This is a genomic window from Peribacillus sp. P4_C12, assembly GCF_056402095.1.
Genome location: NZ_JBFUIB010001126.1, coordinates 1 through 639 on the forward strand (window position 1 = coordinate 1; position 639 = coordinate 639).

At 37.8% G+C, this 639-nt stretch carries 2 protein-coding genes; both read right to left on the bottom strand.

Annotated elements, in window-relative coordinates; all coding sequences use genetic code 11:
* Nucleotides 1-346: 3-hydroxyacyl-CoA dehydrogenase family protein (locus AC1DUW_RS31725; protein ID WP_477644564.1), on the bottom strand; the 346-nt coding region annotated here is incomplete at its 3' end.
* A 152-nt stretch (nt 347-498) separates the two neighbouring features.
* Nucleotides 499-639 (bottom strand): helix-turn-helix domain-containing protein (locus AC1DUW_RS31730; protein ID WP_477644565.1); only part of this gene is annotated, 141 nt, incomplete at its 5' end.

Sequence of the window (639 nt, forward strand, 5' to 3'; positions counted from 1 at the left end):
GAATCACACCTTCACGAACGATTTGGTCGAGTTTAGAGAACACTTGTTTTTTCAAATGGAGATCTTCCAAAACAGCTTCAATCACGACATCCGCGTCTTTCATATCTTCAAGGCCCGTCGTGGTTTGAATGCGTCCGAGCGTTTCTTGTTTTTGATTTTCGGTCATTTTTCCCCTTGCAACACTTTTTTCCATAAAGTTTCCAATACGTTTTATTGCATTTTCCAAATAGCTGTCTTCAATGTCACACAAGATTACTGTAAACCCATTCATTGCCGCTAGATTCGCTATGCCTGAGCCCATTGAACCTGCACCAACTACCCCGATTGTTTGAATTTGAACTTCCATCTCTCCATCTCCCGACTGTATAAAAAATTATTAATATTCTGTAAATTAATTATAACCTTGGAAATCTTGGGTTTGTACCTACAAAACGAGGGGAAAMTCTATAATTTTTTCGTCTATTTTGTAGGATAAAAAAACAGCCTATAAAGGCTGTTTTAGATAAGTCCACCATTCATATCATAAAGCTTTAATGCCATCATCAAATTGAACCGGACTTCAGCGTCATTTAATTCGGCATCCAAAAGCAATTCGATCTTTTCAAGCCGGTATAAGAGGGAACTCCGATGAATATAAAG